The following is a 17,411-nucleotide window of genomic DNA, read 5'->3' on the forward strand; positions in this document are numbered from 1 at the left end:
GTTCCTGAGAGAGTTCTTGGGGGCGCGTCCTTGTTTTATGTATCTGGTGATTATTTCTCCGTATAATCGTTGTTCCTTTTGATTAGCTCGATCAATTTTTCCACGGCTTCTTCTTCCGGAATATTTTTCTCTATACATTCCTTGCGCTTGTATAGGCTGACTTTTCCCCGTCCGGCTCCGACATATCCGTAATCGGCATCTGCCATTTCTCCAGGACCATTAACGATGCAACCCATAATTCCTATTTTTAAACCTTTCAAGTGTGAGGTGGCTTCTTTAATACGGGCAATGGTATGCTGCAAATTGAATAAGGTACGTCCGCATCCCGGACAAGAAATGTATTCTGTCTTGGAGGTACGGATACGTCCAGCCTGCAAGATCCCAAAGGCAGTAGCATCTATTACGGAATGGCTTAGTGAACCTTGGTTGAAAAGGAAAATACCGTCGCATAAACCGTCGAATATTAATGCCCCCATATCAGCGGCGGCCTTTATTTGCAGGTCTTCAGCAACTTCTTCCTGATAGTGCTGGAAGAAGATTACCGGATTTTTCAGTCCTTCGGACATTAACTGGTGTATCAGTGCGCGGTGTTCACCTACCCGGTTGGGATGATTACTTTGAGAAATAATGACGACTTCCGGATGTATTTTGAGACAGGCGATCACTTCATCGGTCTGTGCCATATAAGGCATAAACAGAAATTTCAGTTCTGACTGACACATGCCTATCAATGGAAGCTGGGCATGATTGAATGCCGGCCATGTCCCTGTCTCGCCCTCCCATACATCTGCATCCAAAATGTACTCGACATTGGCTTCACGTTCGGCCGGAAGTTCTCTTCCTGCATAGATATAATCGGGAGTAAATTGCGGATTTACTTCTGTGTTACCATCCATGCGGTCAGCCAGAACAACAGGGAGGTGATCACCGCCTATATTACGGATGGCATTTGTCTTTCTCCGGGAAGGAGACACGTAATTGAATCCGGTTGCTTCTATACCGGGAATATAGGGGTGTTCGTGACGGGCAGTGATATAATCGACTAATTTACGTGCAACCGGAATTTCTGCTTCCGGTTCTTCACTGAGCGACACGCGAATCGTATCTCCTAATCCATCTGCCAACAGGGCACCGATGCCCAAGGCCGATTTGATACGTCCGTCTTCTCCATCTCCGGCTTCGGTAACGCCTAAATGCAATGGGAATGCCATTCCCTCTTTTTCCATAACAGTTACCAGCAGGCGGACCGTTTTAACCATTACCACAGTGTTGGATGCTTTGATGGAAATTACTACGTCGTGAAATTGTTCTTCTACACAGATTCGTAGAAACTCCATACACGACTCTACCATACCTTCGGGGGTATCACCATAACGGGACATGATACGGTCGGACAACGAACCATGATTTACTCCGATACGGATAGCCGTACGATTCTCTTTGCAGATATTTAGAAAAGGAACAAAGCGGTCACGGATTTTCTGCAATTCCTGGGCATACTCTTCATCCGTATATTCCAGTTGTTTGAAAGTACGTCCCGGGTCAACGTAGTTTCCCGGATTGATGCGTACCTTTTCGGCATATTGTGCCGCCACATCGGCTACTTTGGGGTTGAAGTGTACGTCGGCTACCAATGGTACCATGTATCCCTGACTGCGCAAGCCGATATTGATATTCATCAGATTTTCCGCCTCTTTGATACCCTGCGTTGTGAGACGGACATATTCTCCACCTGCATCTACGATACGTTTGGCTTGCTCTACGCATGCTTCCGTATCTTGTGTCGATGTGTTTGTCATCGACTGAATGCGGATAGGATGGGGGCCGCCCAATGGGACGGCCCCGATATTTACTTCTGATGTCTCTCTGCGGGAGTAATTGAATAAATCCCTTTCCATTTACTGTTTGCTATTTATTATTTACCCTTTGAACCGTTGCGATTTACATCTTGCGACTGCGACAAACATGCGGCTGTCATGCAGCTAAACAGTAAATTGCAAATCGTTCAATCGTAAATTTAATTGGTTTTATATTCAAACTTAACTTCTTTCAGTTCCTCATTGGCTTTTACAATTTTCTTTTTCAAGCCTTCTTTGTAAGTCGCAAAAGTGTTTGCAAGTTCTGTATCGCCCAAAGCTAACATCTGTACAGCCAAGATAGCTGCATTCATTGCCCCGTTGATTGCTACGGTTGCTACCGGTATTCCGGGAGGCATCTGGATGATAGAATAGAGCGCATCTACACCATCGAGTACGGAACCTTTAATAGGTACACCGATAACCGGAAGAGTCGTATTGGCAGCGATTACCCCCGGAAGTGCAGCCGCCATGCCAGCAGCGGCAATGATTACTTTTATACCGCGTGAACGGGCATTCTTGGCAAATTCTTCTACTGCCTCAGGAGTGCGATGGGCAGAGAGGGCGTTCATTTCGAACGGCACATGCAAATCATTGAGCAGTTGTGCCGCCTTCTCCATAACAGGAAGGTCGGATGTGCTACCCATGATGATACTTACAATTGGAGTCATGATTTTATTTAAAAATTTAATGATTCTAAATTTGGCATTCTGATTAGTAAAAGTATAGCTGTGTAGTCATTAATCACTTATCACTAATCATTTATCACTATTTATATTACTATTTACCAGGTCTTATCCATTAACTACCGCTTTATATGCTTCCGCATCCAGCAAGTCGTCGATGTCTTTTATATCGGCAGGTTTCATTTTGATGAGCCAACCTTCGCCGTAAGGGTCTTTATTTACCAATTCCGGGTTTTCTTCAAGACTCTCGTTCTGTTCGAGCACTTCACCGGCTACCGGCAAGAAAAGGTCGGAGATGGTTTTTACCACTTCAATCGTACCGAAAGTTTCATTTGCTTCCAGTGTTTCGCCTACCGTCGGGATGTCAACGAATACGATATCACCTAATTGTTCTTGTGCGTAATCAGTGATACCTACATAAGCGATGTCACCTTCTACACGAATCCATTCGTGTTCGTTGGTGTACTTTAAATTTTGTGGGAAGTTCATAATAATTAGTTTTTAAGAATTTATATTTAAAATAAAAAGATTCGAAACAATACATTACTTAGCGGATGCAGTACAAGTAATGCACATATCAGTCCGACGGCAAAGCCGGATAATACTTCACCCAATGAATGATGCCGTAGTATGATTCGTGCCGATCCCAATACTCCGGCAACCAGAATAAACAAACATAGCCACCATACCGGGTTATATCCGAAGAGTTCGCTGAATGAGATTAATCCACCGATAATTCCACCTATACCGGCCATATGTTCACTCAACTTCCATCTCAGATTGACGATGATGCAAATGATCTGTACGACCAGTGCAGCCAGTATAATGCCGGTCATATACCAGGGGATATTCAACTTATGCATCATCAGCAGGCAGAAAACATATGAGATGATGGTGAGTGTAAAAGGTATGTAGCGTTTTTTACGTTCGCTTAGTTCCTGTAAGGCAAATCCGTTAATCTTACGAAACAGGAAAATGGTGATGGTAGGCATCAGTATGGTGAAACAATATACGATTCCCAATACAATTAGCTTGTATTGTAAAGGCATAATACGCAGGTAAGAAAACAGGAAAAGAACCAAAAAGGCTAAAAAGGGGATAGAGAACGGGGTCAGTATCCATGATGTAACCTGTGCTGTTCTGATAAGCGTTTTATCTGCAATAATATGTTGTTCTACATTCACTTCTCCCATACGACGGGCCTTTGATTTTAATTATTAATTCTTCATTATTTCCTCAGCCTTGCTACCGGTATATTCAATTGTTGCCGGTATTTGGCTACGGTACGTCTTGCGATTGGATATCCTTTTTCTTTCAGGATATCTGCCAGCTCGTCGTCTGTCAACGGTTTCTTTTTATCTTCGTTGTCGATACATTCTTTTAATATTTTACGTATTTCACGGACAGACATCTCTTCACCATCTTCAGTGGTATATCCGTCACTGAAGAAAAATTTTAACGGGTAAATTCCGAAATTAGTTTGTACGTATTTACTGTTGCTGACACGTGAAATGGTCGAGATATCCAACCCTGTACGCTCAGCAACGTCTTTCAGAATCATGGGGCGAAGCAATGATTCGTCTCCTTCAAGGAAGAACGGCCGTTGCAGGTCGATGATAGCCTGCATGGTGGTCATCAATGTATTCTGCCGTTGCTTGACGGCGTCGATAAATCCTTGGGCTGCATCCATTTTTTGCTTTAGAAACATCATGGCTTCTTTGGCCTCTTTGGATTGATTGGCTCTGTTTTTCGTATGTTCTTCCACCATCTCCGTGAAATCACGGCTCATGCGAAGTTCCGGTACATTCCGGTTGTTGAGGCTGACATTGATACTGCCGTCGTCATAAGTGTCTACGATGAAGTCGGGAACGATTTGTTGCAAGTTACGTCCGATGGCTTCTCCTAAAGAGGCACCGGGGCGCGGATTTAGTTTCGTAATTTCCGCAATGGCAGCATTGAAATACTCTTCATCACAGCAGAGTTTTTTTATAATTTTATCCCAGTGTTTACGGGTGAATTCTTCATAATGATCTTGGATAATTCTTATTTCCATCATCAGTAACCCGTTGGGTTTTCCTTTCTTTATTTTTCGGCGAAGTTGTATCAGCAGGCATTCCTGAAGATTTCGTGCACCCAATCCGGGTGGGTCGAAACTCTGAATAATATGCAGGGCGTCTTCCAGTTCTTCTTCTGTGGCATCGATACCGGCGTAAATCGCCAATTCGTCACTGATGCTTTCAAGTGATTTGCGGAGCAAACCATCGTCGTCCAGTGATCCGATAAGGTATTCTGTCAGTTCACGTTGGTGTTCCGTGAGATTACGCTCGCGCAATTGCTCTTTCAGTATTTCATAAAAAGAGGTAGCATCGGAAAAGGGAATTTCTTCCGCTTGTTCGCCTTTCGAACGGTTGTTTTCCTGTAATTTATAATCGGGGATATCGTCTTCGTTCAAGTAGTCACTTAAAGAATCATAGTCATTGCTGTCGCCTTCTGTTTCGCTATCTGCAGCATTGCTTTCGCCCAGTTCATCGGAGGAGGATTCTTCTTTTCCTTCTTCAAGTGCCGGATTCTCCAGTAGCTCGGCATGTACACGATCTTCCAGTTCTACGGCAGGAAGCTCCAGCAGTTTTACTACCAGAATCTGCTGCGGAGAAAGCGTTTGTATCTGTTGCTGCGCCTGGGATTGTATTTGACGGGAACCTTGTGCCATACAATTTTTGTTTTCTATATTTGGTTATTTCTCGCTACAAAAGTAGCTTTTTCACCACAGATTACACATATTATGAAGATTATTTTTATTTGTATAACGCTAAATTCTCTATCTTTGTTGCATTAACTTAAAAAATAGAACATTATGTTTGGCAAAGAGACGTATGTGCAGCGACGAGCCCTGCTAAAAAAGAAATTAGGCTCCGGGGTATTGTTATTTCTTGGTAATGACGACTATGGGTTGAATTATGAGAGTAACACGTTCCGTTACCGTCAGGATTCTACTTTCCTTTATTATTTCGGCTTACCGTTTGCCGGGCTTTCTGCCATTATTGATATTGATGATGATAAAGAGATTATTTTCGGTGATGAACTGACGATTGATGACATTGTATGGATGGGAGTTCAGCCTACTTTGAAGGAGAAAAGTGAGCGGGTAGGAGTGACACAGACCTTACCGTCTGCGGAAATTATGAATTATCTGCATAAGTGTGTTCAGAAAGGCAAGGCTATTCATTATTTACCCCCTTATCGTGCCGAACATAAATTGAAGCTGATGGACTGGTTGGGCATACCGCCTGCGCGTCAGGAAGGTTCTATCCCATTTATCCGTGCCGTAATAGCCCAACGGAATTATAAATCTGCCGAAGAAATAGTCGAAATAGAAAAGGCGTGTGATGTTACTGCCGATATGCATATTACTGCTATGCGAGTTCTTCGTCCGGGAATGTATGAATATGAAGTGGTGGCGGAAATGAATCGGGTAGCGGAGGCAAATAATTGTGAACTATCCTTTGCCACAATTGCTACAATTAACGGACAAACATTGCACAACCATTATCACGGGAATAAAGTGAAATCGGGTGATTTATTTTTGATTGATGCCGGTGCAGAGGTAGAATCGGGATATGCCGGTGATATGTCATCTACTATTCCTGCCGATAAGAAATTCACTACTCGTCAGCGTGAAGTGTACGAGGTGCAGAACGCAATGCATTTGGAGTCGGTGAAAGCGCTTCGTCCGGGCATCCCGTATATGGATGTATATGAATTGTCTGCCCGTGTGCTGGTAGAAGGGTTGAAAGGGCTTGGCTTGATGAAAGGCAATGCTGCCGATGCGGTACAGGAAGGTGCTCATGCCTTGTTTTATCCGCATGGATTGGGACATATGATGGGGTTGGACGTGCATGATATGGAAAATTTAGGTGAAATCTGGGTAGGCTATAACGGCGAGCCGAAGAGTACGCAGTTCGGGCGTAAATCACAACGTTTGGCCGTTCCTTTGGAACCGGGCTTTGTGCATACTGTGGAGCCGGGTATTTACTTTATCCCCGAATTGATCGATATGTGGAAAGCGGAAAAGAAATTTACTGATTTTATCAATTATGATAAAGTGGAGACTTATAAGGATTTCGGCGGTATACGTAATGAAGAAGATTATTTGATTACCGAAACCGGCGCCCGGCGATTAGGTAAAAAGATTCCGTTGACACCGGAAGAGGTGGAAGCGGTATAAAGGCAGAGGATGTAATAAAGGGAGATGGGAGAATGGAGATGGGAGAAGTGCTATGCAACATGATAGCGCAGCCACTTCTCCCATCTCCATTCTCCCTTTATTACCCGTGTAGTTCCAGTATAAACCGGCTTCCCTTTGTATAACTATTATCCAATGTCAGACTGCCGTTCATCTTTGTGGCAATAAGTGAGCAAATGGGTAACCCCAATCCGTCACCCAGAGTGAGGTCTTTTACTTCCGTGAAAGGTTTGAAGATTGTTTCTTGTTGCTCTGCCGGAATGCCTGTACCGGTATCCGTTACGATAAACTGATGGGTATGTGCACCGCGTTTTTTAAAGTCGAGACTGATACGTCCTTCTTCCGTATAGTAGGCGGCATTTTGCAACAGATGGAGAAGGATGCGTTCCAATTGTTCTTTATTTGCTTTTACTTGTAGTTTGGGTGCATTTACTGAAGTCGTAATGTCTGCTTTTATATTGTTTTTAGCCTTCTCCATTATTTCTTCACAGAAAGTATTTGCGTTGATTTCGTTCATTTCATAAGGTTCGGTTAAAGAACTCTCAAGAGAAGAGAGTTCTTGAATGTCGTCACTGAATTTCTTCAATGCTCCTACTTGAGTCTGTATCTGCCGGGACTGTTGCGCTGCTATCGCGGACAAACCGTTTGCCGAGGCCGACAGGGTATTCAAGGTCGGTTCCATTTGCGAAGATATATTTTGGATAAATTGAGTCTTCAATTCGTTGTGTTCATTGGCTATTTGAATGTTCTTTTTTAGTTTTCGGTTGCCAGCCATGAAACGTAGCAATACGAATGCTAAAAGTACCAATGCGGCGACGAGAATGGCTGCGAGGGTACAAAGTCCTATGATAACATACTGTTTGGTCGATAGTGTATCATCTTTATCTTGTATCGTTTGCAGGCTTTCATCATATTTTCTTTTCAATACATTCAGTTCATCTTGGGCGGTAAGTGCTTTTACCGAATCTGTCCATACAATATAGTTTTCGTAGGTACGTCCCATCAGTGCAGCATTATTTGCTTTACGGGCTATGGATATCAGATTTTTATAACATTCGTCCACCTTCTCATAGTTTTTCTTTTCTTTGTATTGGAGGATGAGCTTCCGAAAACATGCATCTCCTTGTGTATTCAGTCCGAAAGTGTAATAGTAATTGGTCTTTGTATAAAGAAGATCTTCATTGATCGAATCGTTTTTAGCAAGCTTGGCTGTTTCTTCCAACTTGTCGAGTTGGAGTTTGGCTTGTGCAGGATTTTTCAGTGCAATATACATTTGCAGACGCTCTTTGGTGATTAGAAAACGTAGGTCGTACAGCGTTTTTTTAGTTTTCTGCTCGCCGGCCCAGACCAGTTGATCCATGCTACGGCAGAGTTCGAACCCTTCTTTGTAGAAATTTTCCCGGATATAGAGCCCGTTGGCTTTTATGCCGCATTCGATGGCTTGTGGATAGTCTTCCCGGGCAGCAAATGCTTCATAGGCTTTCTTGAAAAGATAGCGTGCTTTGATATAATCTTTCTGACTCAGACTGTTTTGAGCTTGTTCTTTTAACTCTTGTCCTCTGTTTGGAGTTGTTTGCGCTTGAGAGAGTACATTGAAACAGAGCATTATGGCAATGATGACTATGGGTGTTTTCATCTTTATATTGTTTGTTTATAACCGACACAAAAATAGGATAAATATATTATTTAAGGCAGGAAAACGAATTAAAAAACAGGATTATCTGTAATTACAGATAATCCTGATGATGCTTTGTTAATATTTAAAGCTGCTTCCTCCTAAAAATTCCCTTAACAAAGAGGTTGGTGGAATTTCTTTATCTTGTACGGGAGTGAAATATTTTATGAATTTTAATAACCGGTACGCTTCACAATATTCCGGACAATTTCGTGGTACTCCCATAAGGATAGGCTCGGCATGAAGCCTCAGTACTGCAAATTCAAAAAGTAGGGCGGAATTGAACATTACGTCGGCATTTTCCTGATAAGGGAATATCCATTTATCTTCGCCGGCACGTACACTGGGCCAACGAGAGATTGTTTCCTGCGCCGAATATCCGCGATAATTAAAATCACGAATGATGCGCCGTAGCAGGCGGTTGTCTGTCGTAGGAATCCAGTTATGGTCATCCAGTGAAATGGTGGTCAGTGCCGATACATATATTTTGAATTTATTCTCACTCGGAATATGTGGAGTCAGTTCCGGATTGAGTGCGTGAATACCTTCCAATATTAAAATGGTATGTTCGTCTATTTTTAGCTTGTCCCCTTTGTACTCCTTTTTTCCGATGTTGAAGTTGAATCGCGGCAACTCGACTTCTTCTCCGCGGAGTAATGCTTGAAGTTGCCGGTTGAACAGATCCAGATCGAGGGCGTATAAGGATTCATAGTCATAGTTTCCATTTTCATCGCGGGGAGTTTCTTCGCGGTCAACAAAGTAATTGTCCAATGAAATCGGATAAGGCTTTAAGCCGTTTGTCATCAGTTGGATAGAGAGACGCTTGCTGAAAGTGGTCTTTCCCGACGAAGACGGTCCGGCTATCAGTACTAATTTTATACGGTCACCGTTTTCTCCACGATGGAAGATCGTATCGGCTATTTGGGCAATTTTCTTTTCTTGCAGTGCTTCTGCTACATTGATCAGGTCGGTGGCATGTCCTTCTTCACAGGCCATGTTAAAGTCACCGGCATTGTTCAGTCCCATGATGTTGCTCCAGTTCAGATACTCTTTAAATACGTCGAGCATTTTTTCCTGCTTTACTACTTCTTCGAGTATTTCCGGATTTTCTTTGTTGGGAATACGTAATAGCAGTCCATCGTAATATTTTACCAGATCGAACAATTTGATAAAACCGGTACTGGGTAACAGATTCCCATAATAATAATCGATGGTATCACCTAACGTATAATAATAGGTGTATAATGAACCGGAGGTTTCCAGTAATTTAACCTTGTCATTCATCCCGTGCTCGCTGAAAATGCGTACGGCTTCCGCAGTATGGCATTCGATACGGTGGTAGGGAATGTTTTCGGCAATAATCTCCTGCATCCTTTTTTTGATGAGCGATACATCTTCCAATGTGATGGCACGGCCGATGCGGAGGTTACAGAAGTATCCTTTTGATACGGGATGCTCCACGAAAAGTTTACCATCGGGAAACAATTCGCTGACAGCTTTGTATAATACAAAGCAAAGCGAACGCACATAGGTGCGCATTCCGGAAGAATCTCTTACATCGAGAAAGTCTACATCTTTGTTGTTATAGACACGGAAGTTGAGACCTTCGGAACGATTATTTACCTTGGCGCTAACAACCTGATAGGGAAAATTAAGATTAAAACCGTAATAAATATCCAAAAGTGAACTGCCAATAGGGAATTCTTTAGAAATATTATTATTTTTGCAATATATTTGTAACATCTGTTTCATTTTGGCTTTTTAAGGGGTTAAAATAGAATTGGATAAATATAGACATAATCGGTTAGAGAACAAACAACTATTAAAATAATTATAGATGGAATATTCTTTTTATGATTTTTTAAAGCTCATCGGTTCATTAGGGCTTTTCCTTTATGGAATGAAAATAATGAGCGAGGGCTTACAAAAAGTCGCAGGTGACAGATTACGAAGTATTCTGACAGCAATGACCACCAATCGGGTAACAGGCGTTTTAACAGGAGTGCTAATAACCGCCCTTATCCAATCCTCGTCGGCAACAACAGTAATGGTGGTTAGTTTCGTAAATGCCGGGTTGTTGACTCTAACCGAGTCTATCAGTGTGATTATGGGAGCTAATATCGGTACTACGGTTACTGCCTGGATCATTTCCATATTTGGTTTTAAAGTCGATATGTCTGCTTTTGCTCTCCCGCTTCTGGCCATTGCACTTCCACTTATCTTTTCCGGAAAAAGTAACCGCAAGTCTGTCGGTGAATTTATTTTTGGCTTTTCTTTCCTTTTCATGGGACTTGCTTATTTAAAAAGTAATGCTCCCGATCTGAATGCTAACCCCGATATGTTGGCTTTTGTACAGAATTATACGGATATGGGTTTTTTCTCTGTGCTCCTGTTCCTTTTTATCGGTACGATATTGACAATGATTGTACAGGCTTCTGCGGCAACCATGGCTATTACTTTGATAATGTGTGCTAATGGTTGGATTAGTCTCGAACTTGGAGCGGCATTGGTGTTGGGTGAGAATATCGGTACTACTATTACCGCTAATCTGGCTGCTCTTACTGCCAATTCGCAGGCCAAACGGGCAGCGTTGGCGCACTTGGTATTCAATGTGTTCGGCGTTATCTGGGTATTGATTATTTTCCATCCGTTTATGACTTTTGTTAATTGGGTAGTCGATACTTTCTTCCATCCGGGAAGCGCAGAAGTCGCTATCTCTTATAAGTTGTCCGCTTTCCACTCTATCTTTAATATATGCAACGTTTGTTTATTGATATGGGGGGTAAAATTAATAGAACGTACGGTGTGTGCTATTATCCGTCCGAAAGAGGAGGATGAAGAACCGCGTTTGCGATTCATTACCGGCGGTATGCTTTCTACGGCAGAACTTTCTATTCTCCAGGCCCGTAAGGAGATTCATCTTTTTGCAGAACGGACGCATCGGATGTTTGGCATGGTACAGGATCTTCTCCATACGGATAAGGATGATGATTTTAATAAAGTGTTCAGCCGTGTAGAGAAGTATGAAAATATTAGCGATAATATGGAATTGGAAATAGCTAACTATCTGAATCAGGTTTCCGAAGGACGTTTAAGTTCGGAAAGTAAATTGCAGATACGTGCCATGCTTCGTGAAGTAACGGAGATTGAAAGTATTGGTGATAGTTGCTATAATCTGGCGCGTACAATCAATCGTAAGCGACAGACCAATCAGGACTTTACCGAAAAGCAGTATGAACATATCCATTTTATGATGAAACTCACAAACGATGCTTTGGAACAAATGATTGTTGTCGTAGAAAAACCGGAACATCACAGCATCGATGTCAATAAATCGTTTAACATCGAAAATGAAATAAATAATTATCGTAACCAATTGAAGAACCAGAACATTTTGGATGTCAATAATAAGGAATACGATTATCAGATGGGTGTTTATTACATGGACATTATTGCAGAATGCGAAAAGCTTGGAGACTATGTAGTCAATGTAGTAGAAGCAAGCAGTGATGTGAAGGAGAAAAAAGCATCATAAATAAAGGGAGATGGGAGAATTGCTATGCAGCATAATAGCGCAGCTACTTCTCAATTCTCCCATCTCACATCTCCCTTTCAATTACCCTTCGTACGGTTCGAAATCTTCTTTTCCTACCCCACAGAGCGGACATACCCAATCATCTGGAATGTCTTCGAAGGCTGTACCTGGTTCAATACCACTTTCCGGATCGCCCAATTCTGGGTCGTAAATGTATTCGCATACAGTGCAAATGTACTTCATATGTTTTATTTTTTAATAGTTTACCATATAATATAACGGAGAAAAACCGGATATTGTTCATCGAGCTTTCTTTTTTATCTGATAAAAATAAGTATCTTTGTCACAAGATAGGTGTAACAATCAGCTATTAAAAGAATTATGGTTATAGAAATCTTCTTAATTACTTTATGTTTAGTTCTTTTAATCGCTTTCCTTTGGGAGAGAAGAAAGTGGATGCAGACACGCCGGGCATTGCAGAAAGAGGCGGATGAATTGAAAAAGACAAGTTATATTGCAGGGGCGGTATTGAGAAGCGTACATGCTTTTGTATTGTTGATCGATTCAAGCTTCACTGTATTGAATACAAATTATTACAGGCGTACCGGAACCAGAAAAGGATCGGCTGAAAAGAAAGTCGGTGATTTGCTACAATGCCGTAATGCTTTGTCTGCATCGGGCGGATGCGGTACACACGAACTTTGTGGTACTTGCCCTGTGCGTTGTGCTATTCAAAGTGCTTTTGATAAGAAAGCAAATTTTACCGACTTGGAAGTTATTTTGAACATCTATACTTCTAATTACGAATCGGTAGAGTGTGATACAATTGTTTCGGGAAACTATCTTTTATTGAATGGCGAGGACCGGATGGTTATTACTGTACATGATATTACTCGTCAAAAGCGTGCCGAACATGCTTTGCAGCAATTGAGAAGCAAAGAGAACTGACTCCTTAAAAAAAACTAATAAACATTCTATACCAATTTAATGTTGTATTTTTGTGACTTAAACTTAACGTATGTATCTGAATGACTGCAAAGAACGATGATTATTATCATTTAGGCCTTACAGATAGTGAGGTTTTACAAAGTAGAGAAAAAAATGGTGTAAACTTATTGACACCTCCTAAGCGCCCTTCCCTCTGGAAACTCTATCTGGAAAAATTTGAAGACCCTGTTGTACGCGTATTACTTGTGGCTGCTGTTTTTTCATTGATTATCTCAATCATAGAGAATGAGTATGCAGAAACCATCGGTATCATAGCTGCTATTTTGCTGGCTACTGGTATCGGTTTCTTTTTTGAGTATGATGCGAACAAGAAATTTGACTTGCTGAATGCTGTCAATGAAGAAACCTTGGTAAAGGTGATTCGGAACGGAAAGATTCAGGAGATTCCCCGTAAGGATGTGGTTGTGGGGGATATAGTAGTACTCGAAACCGGAGAAGAGATTCCTGCTGATGGTGAACTGATAGAAGCTATCTCATTGCAAGTCAATGAATCGAACTTGACGGGTGAACCGGTTATTAATAAAACGATTATCAAAGCCGATTTTGATGAAGAGGCTACGTATGCTTCCAATAGGGTGATGCGCGGTACGACGGTAGTCGATGGACATGGTATGATGAAAGTGCTTCAGGTAGGAGATGCCACTGAGATTGGGAAAGTAGCCCGCCAAAGTACGGAACAGAGCGGGGAGCCTACTCCTTTGAATATACAGTTGACTAAACTGGCTAAACTGATTGGCAAGATAGGCTTTACGGTAGCTGCCGCTACTTTTATTGTTTTTGTTTCCAAAGATTTGTACCAATATATTTCGGCGAATGAGATTAGCGGGTGGCACCATTACATGGCCATCGCCCAGATTGTATTGAAATATTTTATGATGGCCGTAACGCTGATTGTTGTTGCTGTCCCCGAGGGGCTTCCGATGAGTGTTACCCTTAGCTTGGCATTGAATATGCGGCGTATGCTTTCTACTAATAATCTTGTACGCAAAATGCATGCTTGTGAAACAATGGGAGCTATTACCGTTATCTGTACGGATAAGACCGGTACATTGACACAAAATTTGATGCAGGTGTACGAGCCCGGTTTCTATGCATTGAAAGAGAGAGGTATCCTTTCGGATGACGATATCAGTAAGTTGGTAATGGAGGGAATCAGTGTCAACTCTACGGCTTTTCTTGAAGAAACGGACGATGGTGGCAAGCCGAAAGGTGTCGGTAATCCGACAGAAGTCGCGTTGTTGCTGTGGCTGAATTCTCAACACCGTAATTATTTGGAGTTGCGTGAACAAGCTGGTGTGTTGGACCAGCTTACTTTTTCTACCGAGCGTAAATTTATGGCAACATTGGTACAGTCTCCTCTCATCGGGAAGAAGGTATTGTATATAAAAGGTGCGCCTGAGATCGTGTTGGGAAAATGTAAAGAGGTGGTGCTCGATGGCAAACGGATAGATGCAACGGAATATCGTTCCACTGTGGAAGAACAGTTGTTAGGGTATCAGAATATGGCGATGCGTACTTTGGGTTTTGCTTTTAAAATAGTGGACGATCATGCTCCGGATGATTGTGTGGCATTGGTTGCGGAAAATGACCTGAACTTCTTGGGAGTGGTTGCCATTTCCGATCCGATCCGCCCTGATGTACCTGCTGCTGTGGCAAAATGTCAATCGGCAGGCATCGATGTTAAGATAGTGACAGGTGATACTCCGGGTACCGCTACGGAAATAGCTCGGCAGATCGGACTTTGGAAACCGGAAGATACGGAGCGTAATCGAATTACGGGCACTGCATTTGCAGATCTCACGGATGAGGAGGCTTTGGATCGGGTGATGGACTTGAAAATAATGTCCCGTGCCCGGCCTACCGATAAACAGCGTTTGGTACAACTGCTTCAGCAAAAAGGAGCCGTTGTTGCCGTAACCGGTGACGGAACAAACGATGCACCTGCTTTGAATCATGCGCAGGTAGGACTTTCAATGGGTACGGGAACTTCCGTTGCCAAAGAGGCCAGTGATATTACATTGCTGGATGATTCGTTCAATAGCATTGGAACCGCCGTTATGTGGGGACGTTCGCTTTATAAAAACATTCAGCGTTTTATCGTATTCCAGCTTACCATCAATTTTGTGGCGTTGCTCATTGTGCTGCTCGGATCGTTCGTGGGGACAGCCTTGCCTTTGACCGTAACTCAAATGCTGTGGGTGAACCTTATTATGGATACTTTTGCTGCTCTGGCTCTTGCTTCGATTCCGCCCAGTGAGGATGTAATGAATGAAAAGCCGCGTCGTAGCACTGATTTTATTATCAGCAAAGCGATGCGATACAACATATTCGGAGTCGGTACTGTCTTTTTGATCGTATTGATGGGAATGATTTACTATTTTACGAATGCTGAAAGTGGAATGACGGTACACCGGCTTACTATTTTCTTTACTTTCTTTGTCATGTTGCAATTCTGGAACCTGTTCAATGCCCGTGTATTTGGAACGAACGACTCTGCTTTCAAAGGACTTACCAAGTCTTATGGAATGGAATTGATTGTGATTGCCATTTTGGGTGGTCAGATTCTCATTGTGCAGTTCGGTGGAGCTGTGTTCCGTACGGAACCGCTCGATTGGCAAACGTGGTTAGTGATAATAGGGGCTTCGTCACTTGTTTTATGGGTGGGAGAACTTATTCGTTTCGTTCAGCGTTTAATACATAAATAAGGAATGAAAGCTAAAGGAATTAAAAACCTTCTTATTGATTTTGGCGGTGTCTTGATCAATCTCGATCGTCAGCGTTGTATAGAGAATTTTAGGAAACTGGGCCTGCAAAATGTAGATGAACTATTGAATGTCTATCATCAGCAAGGGATTTTTATGCAGCAGGAAAAGGGATTGATCACTTCTGCGGAATTCCGGGACAGCATTCGGGAGATGGCGTCAAAGTCGTTGACCGATCAGCAGATTGATGAGGCATGGAACTCTTTTTTGGTGGATGTACCGACTTATAAACTCGATTTGTTGCTGAAACTTCGTGAAAAATATGTCGTTTATCTTCTGAGCAATACCAATGAGATACATTGGAGGTGGTCTTGCGAGCATGCCTTTCCTTATCGGGGCTTCCGGGTGGAAGATTATTTTGAAAAAATATATCTCTCATTTGAAATGAGGATGGTGAAGCCCGATGCGGAGATATTCGAGACGGTGCTTGCTGATGCCAATATCGACCCGAAAGAGACTTTTTTTATAGATGATTCCGAAGCAAACTGTCAGGCGGCACAGAAATTAGGTATTTCTACCTATACACCGCAGGCTGGTGAAGATTGGAGTTCTATTTTTAACTTGAAGAGATAGCTTACTGATGCAGATTATTAGTGATATACCGGATATATTGTCCGAACTTTGTGTAGCTACCATCGGATTCTTTGATGGAGTACATGCCGGACACCGTTTCCTGATCGAACAGGTGAAAGAGGTGGCGGCTGCTCGTGGAATGCGTTCGGCATTGATTACTTTTCCTGTTCATCCCCGTAAAGTGATGAAGACGGACTATCGTCCGGAGTTACTGACTACTTTGGATGAGAAAACAGCATTGCTTTCTGAAACCGGGGTCGATTACTGCATCATGCTTGATTTTACTCCGGCGGTTTCACAACTTACCGCCAGAGAATTCATGACCGATATTTTGAAAGAACGTTATCGGGTAGAGGCGCTCGTGATTGGCTACGATCATCGCTTCGGTCATAATCGCAGTGAGGGCTTCGAAGAGTATCGCCGTTATGGTGAAGCGATTGGGATGCAGGTTATCCTCGCGCGCGCGTACATATATAATGATCTTCATATCAGCTCTTCCGCCATACGCGATTATTTGCATTTAGGAGATGTGAGCATGGCAAACCGTTGTCTTGGATATGATTATTTTCTGGATGGTATCGTTGTGGGAGGATATCAGGTAGGACGTAAGATCGGTTTTCCTACTGCTAATTTGAATGTGGACGATCCGGATAAACTTATACCGGCAGATGGTGTATATGCAGTTCATGTCAGTTTTGATGGCCGTATTTATGCCGGAATGTTGAATATCGGACATCGGCCTACTCTTGATAATGGTATGAACCGGAGTATCGAGGTACATATTCTTCATTTTCATTCTGATATTTATGATAAGTTTATCCGTATCTCTTTTGTACAACGTATCCGTTCTGAAATGAAATTCGATGGGATAGATGCACTTATCGAACAGCTTCATAAGGATGCGGCAACTGTAGAGGCATTATTGCTGTAACTATTGTCATTCTTTTATTTTTTTTGGACTTTTTCTTACATGATAGGAGCAGGCTTTTTCTGCTTGCTGTACTTTTTGTTGTATTTTATAAATAGACCTCTTATTGGTCGTAGAGTTTTGAACCGTTCCTCGTAGAGAAACG

14 protein-coding genes are annotated in these 17,411 nt (G+C 42.4%); 6 read left to right on the forward strand and 8 right to left on the reverse strand.

Features of this window, described 5'->3' with window-relative positions; all coding sequences use genetic code 11:
• Nucleotides 1–50 precede the first annotated feature (50 nt).
• The 5 genes from HMPREF1532_RS10350 to rpoN all read right to left on the reverse strand — a co-directional run bounded on the left by HMPREF1532_RS10350 (nt 51) and on the right by rpoN (nt 5,252).
• On the reverse strand, nt 51–1,898 hold the full coding sequence (locus HMPREF1532_RS10350) for a 4-hydroxy-3-methylbut-2-en-1-yl diphosphate synthase (protein WP_005928699.1): 1,848 nt from the start codon (nt 1,896–1,898) through the stop codon (nt 51–53).
• A gap of 119 nt (nt 1,899–2,017) precedes the next feature.
• Entirely contained in the window at nt 2,018–2,527 is a 510-nt protein-coding gene (purE, locus tag HMPREF1532_RS10355) for a 5-(carboxyamino)imidazole ribonucleotide mutase (RefSeq protein ID WP_005928702.1), read from the reverse strand.
• Between the two features lie 123 nt (nt 2,528–2,650).
• Nucleotides 2,651–3,031, reverse strand: a complete 381-nt coding sequence (gcvH, locus tag HMPREF1532_RS10360) for a glycine cleavage system protein GcvH (protein WP_005928705.1) — start codon at nt 3,029–3,031, stop codon at nt 2,651–2,653.
• Between the two features lie 26 nt (nt 3,032–3,057).
• Entirely contained in the window at nt 3,058–3,735 is a 678-nt protein-coding gene (locus HMPREF1532_RS10365; RefSeq protein WP_005928710.1) for a hypothetical protein, read from the reverse strand.
• 35 nt (nt 3,736–3,770) lie between these two features.
• The gene (gene rpoN / locus HMPREF1532_RS10370; protein WP_005928714.1) at nt 3,771–5,252 is read right to left on the reverse strand and encodes an RNA polymerase factor sigma-54; all 1,482 of its coding nucleotides are present in this window, start codon (nt 5,250–5,252) and stop codon (nt 3,771–3,773) included.
• A gap of 144 nt (nt 5,253–5,396) precedes the next feature.
• Here rpoN and HMPREF1532_RS10375 point away from each other — a divergent pair, with 144 nt between their 5' ends.
• Entirely contained in the window at nt 5,397–6,767 is a 1,371-nt protein-coding gene (locus tag HMPREF1532_RS10375) for an aminopeptidase P family protein (RefSeq protein WP_005928717.1), read from the forward strand.
• Between the two features lie 100 nt (nt 6,768–6,867).
• On the opposite strand, the gene HMPREF1532_RS10380 is transcribed toward HMPREF1532_RS10375, so the two are convergent.
• Both HMPREF1532_RS10380 and HMPREF1532_RS10385 read right to left on the reverse strand, forming a co-directional pair.
• On the reverse strand, nt 6,868–8,421 hold the full coding sequence (locus HMPREF1532_RS10380; protein WP_005928720.1) for a sensor histidine kinase: 1,554 nt from the start codon (nt 8,419–8,421) through the stop codon (nt 6,868–6,870).
• A gap of 117 nt (nt 8,422–8,538) precedes the next feature.
• Entirely contained in the window at nt 8,539–10,212 is a 1,674-nt protein-coding gene (locus HMPREF1532_RS10385) for a nucleoside kinase (RefSeq protein ID WP_005928724.1), read from the reverse strand.
• An 85-nt stretch (nt 10,213–10,297) separates the two neighbouring features.
• Here HMPREF1532_RS10385 and HMPREF1532_RS10390 point away from each other — a divergent pair, with 85 nt between their 5' ends.
• Complete coding sequence (locus HMPREF1532_RS10390) at nt 10,298–11,995, forward strand: Na/Pi cotransporter family protein (protein ID WP_005928727.1); 1,698 nt, start codon at nt 10,298–10,300, stop codon at nt 11,993–11,995.
• Between the two features lie 81 nt (nt 11,996–12,076).
• Here HMPREF1532_RS10390 and rd read toward each other — a convergent pair whose 3' ends face one another.
• Nucleotides 12,077–12,238, reverse strand: a complete 162-nt coding sequence (gene rd, locus HMPREF1532_RS10395; RefSeq protein ID WP_005928729.1) for a rubredoxin — start codon at nt 12,236–12,238, stop codon at nt 12,077–12,079.
• Between the two features lie 138 nt (nt 12,239–12,376).
• On the opposite strand from rd, the gene HMPREF1532_RS10400 reads away from it, so the two are divergent.
• The 4 genes from HMPREF1532_RS10400 to ribF all read left to right on the forward strand — a co-directional run bounded on the left by HMPREF1532_RS10400 (nt 12,377) and on the right by ribF (nt 17,269).
• Nucleotides 12,377–12,943: a hypothetical protein gene (locus HMPREF1532_RS10400; protein WP_005928731.1), complete on the forward strand. Its 567-nt coding sequence runs from the start codon at nt 12,377–12,379 to the stop codon at nt 12,941–12,943.
• An 80-nt stretch (nt 12,944–13,023) separates the two neighbouring features.
• Nucleotides 13,024–15,708 carry a calcium-translocating P-type ATPase, PMCA-type gene (locus HMPREF1532_RS10405; RefSeq protein ID WP_005928733.1) on the forward strand — a complete coding sequence of 895 codons (2,685 nt, stop codon included), beginning with the start codon at nt 13,024–13,026 and terminating at the stop codon, nt 15,706–15,708.
• Nucleotides 15,709–15,711: 3 nt separating this feature from the next.
• The gene (locus HMPREF1532_RS10410; protein ID WP_005928735.1) at nt 15,712–16,338 is read left to right on the forward strand and encodes an HAD family hydrolase; all 627 of its coding nucleotides are present in this window, start codon (nt 15,712–15,714) and stop codon (nt 16,336–16,338) included.
• A gap of 7 nt (nt 16,339–16,345) precedes the next feature.
• Nucleotides 16,346–17,269, forward strand: coding sequence for a riboflavin biosynthesis protein RibF (gene ribF / locus HMPREF1532_RS10415; RefSeq protein WP_005928737.1), 924 nt, complete (start codon nt 16,346–16,348; stop codon nt 17,267–17,269).
• Nucleotides 17,270–17,411 lie beyond the last annotated feature (142 nt).

This window comes from Bacteroides salyersiae WAL 10018 = DSM 18765 = JCM 12988 (genome assembly GCF_000381365.1).
Lineage (GTDB): Bacteria > Bacteroidota > Bacteroidia > Bacteroidales > Bacteroidaceae > Bacteroides > Bacteroides salyersiae.